The organism is Phytoactinopolyspora endophytica (assembly GCF_004138495.1).
Taxonomy (GTDB): domain Bacteria; phylum Actinomycetota; class Actinomycetes; order Jiangellales; family Jiangellaceae; genus Phytoactinopolyspora; species Phytoactinopolyspora endophytica.
Genome location: NZ_ML142869.1, coordinates 32454 through 38323, shown reverse-complemented (window position 1 = coordinate 38323; position 5870 = coordinate 32454). Strand labels below are relative to the sequence as shown.

5 protein-coding genes and 1 pseudogene are annotated in these 5870 nt (G+C 68.3%); 5 read left to right on the top strand and 1 reads right to left on the bottom strand.

Annotated elements, in window-relative coordinates; translation table 11 throughout:
• Positions 1–2001 (bottom strand): ATP-binding protein (locus tag ELR45_RS29040; RefSeq protein ID WP_205857491.1); only part of this gene is annotated, 2001 nt, incomplete at its 3' end.
• A gap of 377 nt (positions 2002–2378) precedes the next feature.
• Between ELR45_RS29040 and ELR45_RS29035 the strand changes: the two genes are divergently transcribed.
• The 5 genes and pseudogenes from ELR45_RS29035 to ELR45_RS29015 all read left to right on the top strand — a co-directional run.
• Positions 2379–3260, top strand: a complete 882-nt coding sequence (locus ELR45_RS29035; RefSeq protein WP_129669418.1) for an ABC transporter ATP-binding protein — start codon at positions 2379–2381, stop codon at positions 3258–3260.
• Positions 3261–3296: 36 nt separating this feature from the next.
• Positions 3297–4016 carry an ABC transporter permease gene (locus ELR45_RS29030; protein WP_129669417.1) on the top strand — a complete coding sequence of 240 codons (720 nt, stop codon included), beginning with the start codon at positions 3297–3299 and terminating at the stop codon, positions 4014–4016.
• A gap of 158 nt (positions 4017–4174) precedes the next feature.
• Entirely contained in the window at positions 4175–5041 is an 867-nt protein-coding gene (locus tag ELR45_RS29025; RefSeq protein ID WP_129669416.1) for an alpha/beta fold hydrolase, read from the top strand.
• Positions 5038–5316, top strand: a pseudogene (locus tag ELR45_RS29020) (Rid family hydrolase); the annotation flags it as partial. The gene ELR45_RS29025 and the pseudogene ELR45_RS29020, both read left to right, overlap by 4 nt.
• Positions 5317–5332: 16 nt before the next feature.
• Positions 5333–5870 (top strand): CE1 family esterase (locus tag ELR45_RS29015; protein WP_205857489.1); only part of this gene is annotated, 538 nt, incomplete at its 3' end.

The following is a 5870-nucleotide window of genomic DNA, read 5'->3' as shown; positions in this document are numbered from 1 at the left end:
GGTGGCGTTGAGCGCGGTTGTCTCGGCCTGGTCGCCACGCCATGCACTCAGAATGATGTGAGCATGGTGCAATGGCACGCCCCCGGTCGCCTGTGTGATCGCTGTGGCCTCGGCAGCCAGCTCGCCGGCGCGGGCGAGCTCGCCCATCAGGACCGACGTGATGGACAGGAAGCTCAGCGCGGCGGGGAGCGTGGCCAGCGCGCCGGCCTCACGGGCCAGCTGGACGTTGCGGCTGGCCAGCACGTAGAGCAGATCGTCGTCGAGGACCGCAACCGCGTTGCGGCCGGCCAGCCACAGCCAGCTGTCGCTCTGGCTGTTCTGCACAGATCCGCCGTGCGGGTCGTCGCGGAATGCTTCCAGAGCAAGCTGTAGCCCGGGCGCTCCTGCCGCGTATCCCCTCGTCAAGGTCGTCGCGAGCCCGTCGAGGAGCAGGTCCACCGGTCGCGTCGGTACCCCAGGTGCGGGGGCGGCCAGGGCCGCGTCGGCGATGCGCACCGCGTCGCCCCCGCCGTTGATGATCGCCGCGTCCAGCGCATGCAGGTAGGTCTCGCGGGACAGCGCGGCGTCCAACGGGGCGAGCGCCTTCGCGGCATCCATCAGCATGCCCGGCACCTCGGTGCCTCGTGTCAGGTGGAACACGATCTGGGCTCGAAGCAAGTCGAGGCGCGCGCGTTGCAGGGGATTTAGCGGCCCGGCCGCCGTTGTGAGCAGTTCCAGCGCGCTTTCGGACGCTCCGGCGTCGTGCTTGGCGCGGGCGGCTTCCAGCGCTCGCCGGGCACGGGTAGCGCTATCGGGGGTGAGGGTCGCCGCGCGCTGCAGGAACGCTGCACCCGCGGCCAGCCCTCCGCGGGCGCGTGCGCGATCCGCCGAGCGCTCCAGCTCCGCGGCGGCTTCCTCGTCGGTGCCCTGGATCGACTGCGCGCGGTGCCAGGCGCGCCGGTCGGGGTAGGTCCGCGGATCGGTTGCGGCAGCCAGTGCGCTGTGCACGCGGCGGTGGTCCGGCGGCGTCGCGGCCTGGTAGACCGCCGAACGTGCCAGCGGATGGCGGAACCGCACCCGGGTATCGATCTCGAGCAGTCCGGCGGCTTCCGCGGGTGCCGCCGCCTCGCGGGCGATGCCCAGGTGGTCGGCCGCGCGCCATAGCAGCGCCACCTCGCCGGTCGGCTCGGCGGCGGCGACCAGCAGCAGCAGCTGTGTTGCGGCGGGAAGGCTGCTCGAGCGGTGTTGGAAGGCGTCTTCGATGCGGCGTGGCACGCTGAGTGCGTCGGGCAGCTCGAATCCGCCGGCCAGCTGCGCAGGCGGCGTGCTGCGCGGTAGCTCCAACAGCGCCAGGGGGTTGCCGCGCGCCTCGGCGATGATCCGGTCGCGCACCCCGTCATCCAGCGGTGTAGGGACCGCGGCCGCCAGCAGCGCCCGCGCGTCGGTCTCGCCGAGCCCATCCAGGCGCAGCTCGGGCAGTCCGGAGAACCGGCGAACATCGCCTTCGCCATGGTCGCGCAGCGCGAACACCAGTGCAACCCGCTCGGCCGCCACTCGCCGCGCCACGAATGCCAGGACCTCGGCGGATGCCTGGTCGAGCCACTGCGCATCGTCGACCAGGCACAGCAGCGGTGTCTCCTCGGCGACCTCGGCCAGCAGGTTGAGGGTGGCCAGCCCGACCAGGAACCGGTCCGGCGCGGCACCGGTGCGCTGTCCGAATGCCACGGCTAGGGCGGCCTGCTGTGGTTCGGGCAGCGCGTCCAGGTGGTCCAGCAGCGGAGCGCACAGCTGGTGCAATCCGGCGAACGCAAACTGCGTCTCGGACTCCACCCCAATCGAACTTTCCACCCGGAACCCCAACGGAGTCGCGGTGTCGTGGGCGTGCTCCACCAGCGCCGTCTTCCCAATGCCCGGTTCCCCGCGCACCACAAGCACCCCGCTGCGCCCCGCCTGCGCCTGCGCGAGCAGTTGCGTGACCGTTTCGCGCTCCGTGCGCCGGCCCAGAAGGTTCGCCAGTTTCACTCCCACCCGAGTCCGTCGCCACTGTACTAGGTATAGGTATAGGTATAGGTAATTGTCACCGATGCGAACCGCACCCGCCAGAGCCGGTTCTCAACCGTGGACGGGTCGGCGATCCGGCTGCCCGCATGCCGGGCCGGCACGCACGCCACCCTGGGGCTGGTCTGGCGCGTCCCGGCAGCGACCATCCACCTCTGGGCACGGTGACGATGGGCGGAGACATCAGGGGCTTCCACCGACGCGAAGGTGCCGCCACCGATGCCAGCCTGTAGACACGGCCAGGACCGGCAACACCCCGGACCAGAGCCGGACCTCATCCGCCCGGGAACGGCCCTGGCCCGCAGGGCCGTCGCCCGCTCCGGACCGCGAAAGGAACCGCCATGTCCGCCAGTGCTGTCATCGACGTTGACAGACTGAACGTCAGTTACGGCGATTTTCATGCCGTGAAGGATCTCTCGTTCCGCGTCGAGCGAGGGGAGCTGTACGCACTGCTGGGCACCAACGGTGCGGGCAAGACCTCGGCTCTGGAGGTCATCGAAGGACACCGGACGGCGTCGTCGGGAACGGTGCGTGTGTTCGGCGAGAGCCCTACGGACCGGCGCGTGGTCCGTCCCAGGATGGGGATCATGCTGCAGGAGAGCGGGTTCTCCCCGGATCTCACCGTCACGGAGTCGGCTCGGCTGATCGGCCGGCTCACCGGACGATCGGACACGGTCGACCGAGTGCTGGACCTCGTCGACCTCACCGGCAAGGCCGGCACCCGCGTGGCCCAGTTGTCTGGTGGCGAGAAGCGGCGTCTCGACTTCGCCACCGCGGTCTATGGCGAGCCCGAACTAGTTGTCCTGGACGAGCCGACCACCGGCCTCGACGTCCAGTCGCGCGACGCGCTCTGGGCCGCGGCGGACCGGCTGCGCGAAGAGGGAGTCACGATTGTGCTGACCACCCATTACCTGGAAGAGGCGCAGCAGCGCGCCGACCGCATCGGGCTCATGCACCAAGGCACGTTGCGCCAGGAGGGAACGGTGGTCGAGCTGACGCAGACCCTGCCGTCCGTCATTAGCTTCGCCCTTCCGGCCGGCGCTCCCGAGCCGCCGATCGACATCGCGCGTGTCAACGGGGCTTTCCACGTCGAGACTTTCGGCCTGCAGGAGGACCTCCACCGCCTGCTGGGCTGGGCGCACGACACCGGGGTGGAGCTACAGGAACTGCGGGCCGGCCCGACCCGCCTCGATGACGTCTTCCGCGCCATCAGCCGTGACTGAACCCCATGACATTTCGCCACGAAAGGAACCACGAGCATGTTAGCGATCGCTCGCAGTGAGCTGATCCAGATCTTCCGGAACCGGCTGGTCCTGGTCACTGGCCTGGTCATTCCGGTGGCTGTCAGTGGGTACTTCGTCTATCAGCACGAGATTTTCGCCGACCACGCCAGCCTTGGCTACATCGCGGCGATCGTGTTGTTCACCGTGATGGCCTTCGGCCTCTATACCACCGCGGTGACGACCCTGGCCTCGCGCCGGCAGAACCTGTTCCTCAAACGGCTACGCTCCACCGCGGCGGGCGACGCCGGCATCCTCACCGGGCTGATCCTGCCGATCAGCGCCATCGCGATCGTCCAGACGGTGGTGATCCTGATCGTGTTCGGCGTGGTCGCCACCGAACCGGCCGATGTTTTGCTCCTCGCCGTAGCGATCCTGGCGATGATCGCGATGATGGTGGGCCTGGCGTTGGCCACCGCGGGATTGACGAACTCGCCGGAGCACGCCCAGGTGACCACGCTGCCGGTGAGCCTGTCTGTGATCGCCGTGGCGAGTTGGGTCGGGATCACTGGCACCGAGGACCTCACCCTGCTCAAACGGCTGCTCCCCGGCGGCTCGGCCACCGAACTGGTCGTCAACGCCTGGAACGGCGGCGTCCCCCTCGCGGACTCGCTGTCCCTTCTGGCTATCACCCTGGCCTGGGTCGTCGTCGCCGTCGCACTGGCCCGCCGGCTCTTCCGCTGGGAGCCGCGTCGATGAGCGTCTCGACATGCGAATGGCATCACCCACGAAGATGACGCCGCTCACGTGGGCACGTTCGAAACGACTTCCATGGCACTCGCCATGGGGAGCCACGCCGGCACGGCCACCGTCGCCCGCTGACCGGCACAGCAGATCAACGAGGAAGGAAAGAGATCATGGGATTCATCACTGTCGGGAACGAGAACAGCACCCCGATCGAGCTGTACTACGAGGATCAGGGCGAGGGCCAGCCTGTTGTCCTCATCCACGGATATCCGCTCAACGGTCACAGCTGGGAACGTCAGACACGTGAGCTGCTTGCTGCCGGTTACCGGGTCATCACCTACGACCGTCGCGGCTTCGGGCGCTCGTCGAAGGTCGGATCCGGCTACGACTACGACACCTTCGCCGCCGACCTGAACACCCTGCTCGAGACGCTCGACCTGCGCGACGTCATCCTGGTCGGATTCTCGATGGGCACCGGCGAACTAGCCCGCTACGTCTCGCGCTACGGCCACCAGCGGGTCGCGAAGCTCGCGTTCCTCGCCTCGCTGGAGCCCTTCCTCGTCGCCCGCGACGACAACCCCGAGGGCGTGCCACAGAAGGTCTTCGACGGGATCGAGGCCGCCGCGAAGGGGGACCGCTACGCGTGGTTCACGCAGTTCTTCTCCGACTTCTACAACCTCGACGAGAACCTCGGCAGCCGGATCAGCCAGGAGACAGTCACGGGCAGCTGGAACGTCGCCGTCTCCAGCGCTCCGGTGGCGGCCTACGCCGTCGTCTCCTCCTGGATCGAGGATTTCCGCTCCGACGTCGAGGCGGTCCGCAACAGTGGCAAGCCGGCGCTGATCCTGCACGGCACCGCTGACAACATCCTTCCCATCGACGCGACGGCCCGCCGTTTCCGCCAAGCCCTGCCCGAGGCGCAGTACGTGGAGATCGAGGGTGCCCCGCACGGGCTGCTCTGGACGCATGCCGACGACGTCAACGCCGCGCTGCGCACGTTTCTCGGCGCGGGCGGGCAGGACGAGGGAGCATTATGAGCACCGTCACCTTCGGAATCGTTCCGGGCTACGGCGAGAAGCTACACGAGGCTTCTGGCTACAGCGGAGCCGTCCGCGTCGGCGACCGGGTCGAGACCTCGGGCCAGGCCGGGGTGGATGACGACCTGGCCATCCCTGACTCGCTGGAAGACGAGATCATCCAGGCATTCGACAACGTGGAGCGCACGCTCGCCACGGTCGGCGCGACATGGAAGGACGTCATCCATGTCAACACCTACCACAAGGTTGCACCGGGAGATGACGCCATCGGCGACGCGGGACCGTGACTGAGTGAGCGCCCTGGACCAGGCACTCGAGTCTGGTCGGCCGTGGGCTGACCGGTGTCGTCGCCGGCGATGGCCCTGGATCGTCTCCGGTGTCGGGCTGGTGTTCGTGGTCGCGGTCGGTGTCGGTGTCGGTATCGCGGTCTTCCAGTTCGGCCTTCCCTGGTGGAAGGAGGGGGGAGACCGCAATCACAGGTACATAAGCGACGCCGGTTCTCAGCGGTACCAGGTTCACCTTCCGCCGCAGCACGACGGCACGACCCAGCTGCCGGTGATCATGGCGATTCACGGGTGTGGGATGTCCGGGTACGGGTGGAACTCGATGAAGTCCACGACGCAGTTCAACGGCTTGGCCGACCGAGAGGGTTTCATCGTCGTCTATCCGACGCAACGGATGTTCTGCAGCGCGATCAACTGCTGGAACTCGGCTGACCCGCGCGAACAGCACCGCTACGCCGGCGAGCCCGCGCTGCTCGCCGGCGTGGCCCTGCAGGTGGTCGAGAAGTACAATGCGGACCCGGACCACGTGGACGTCGCCGGCGCCT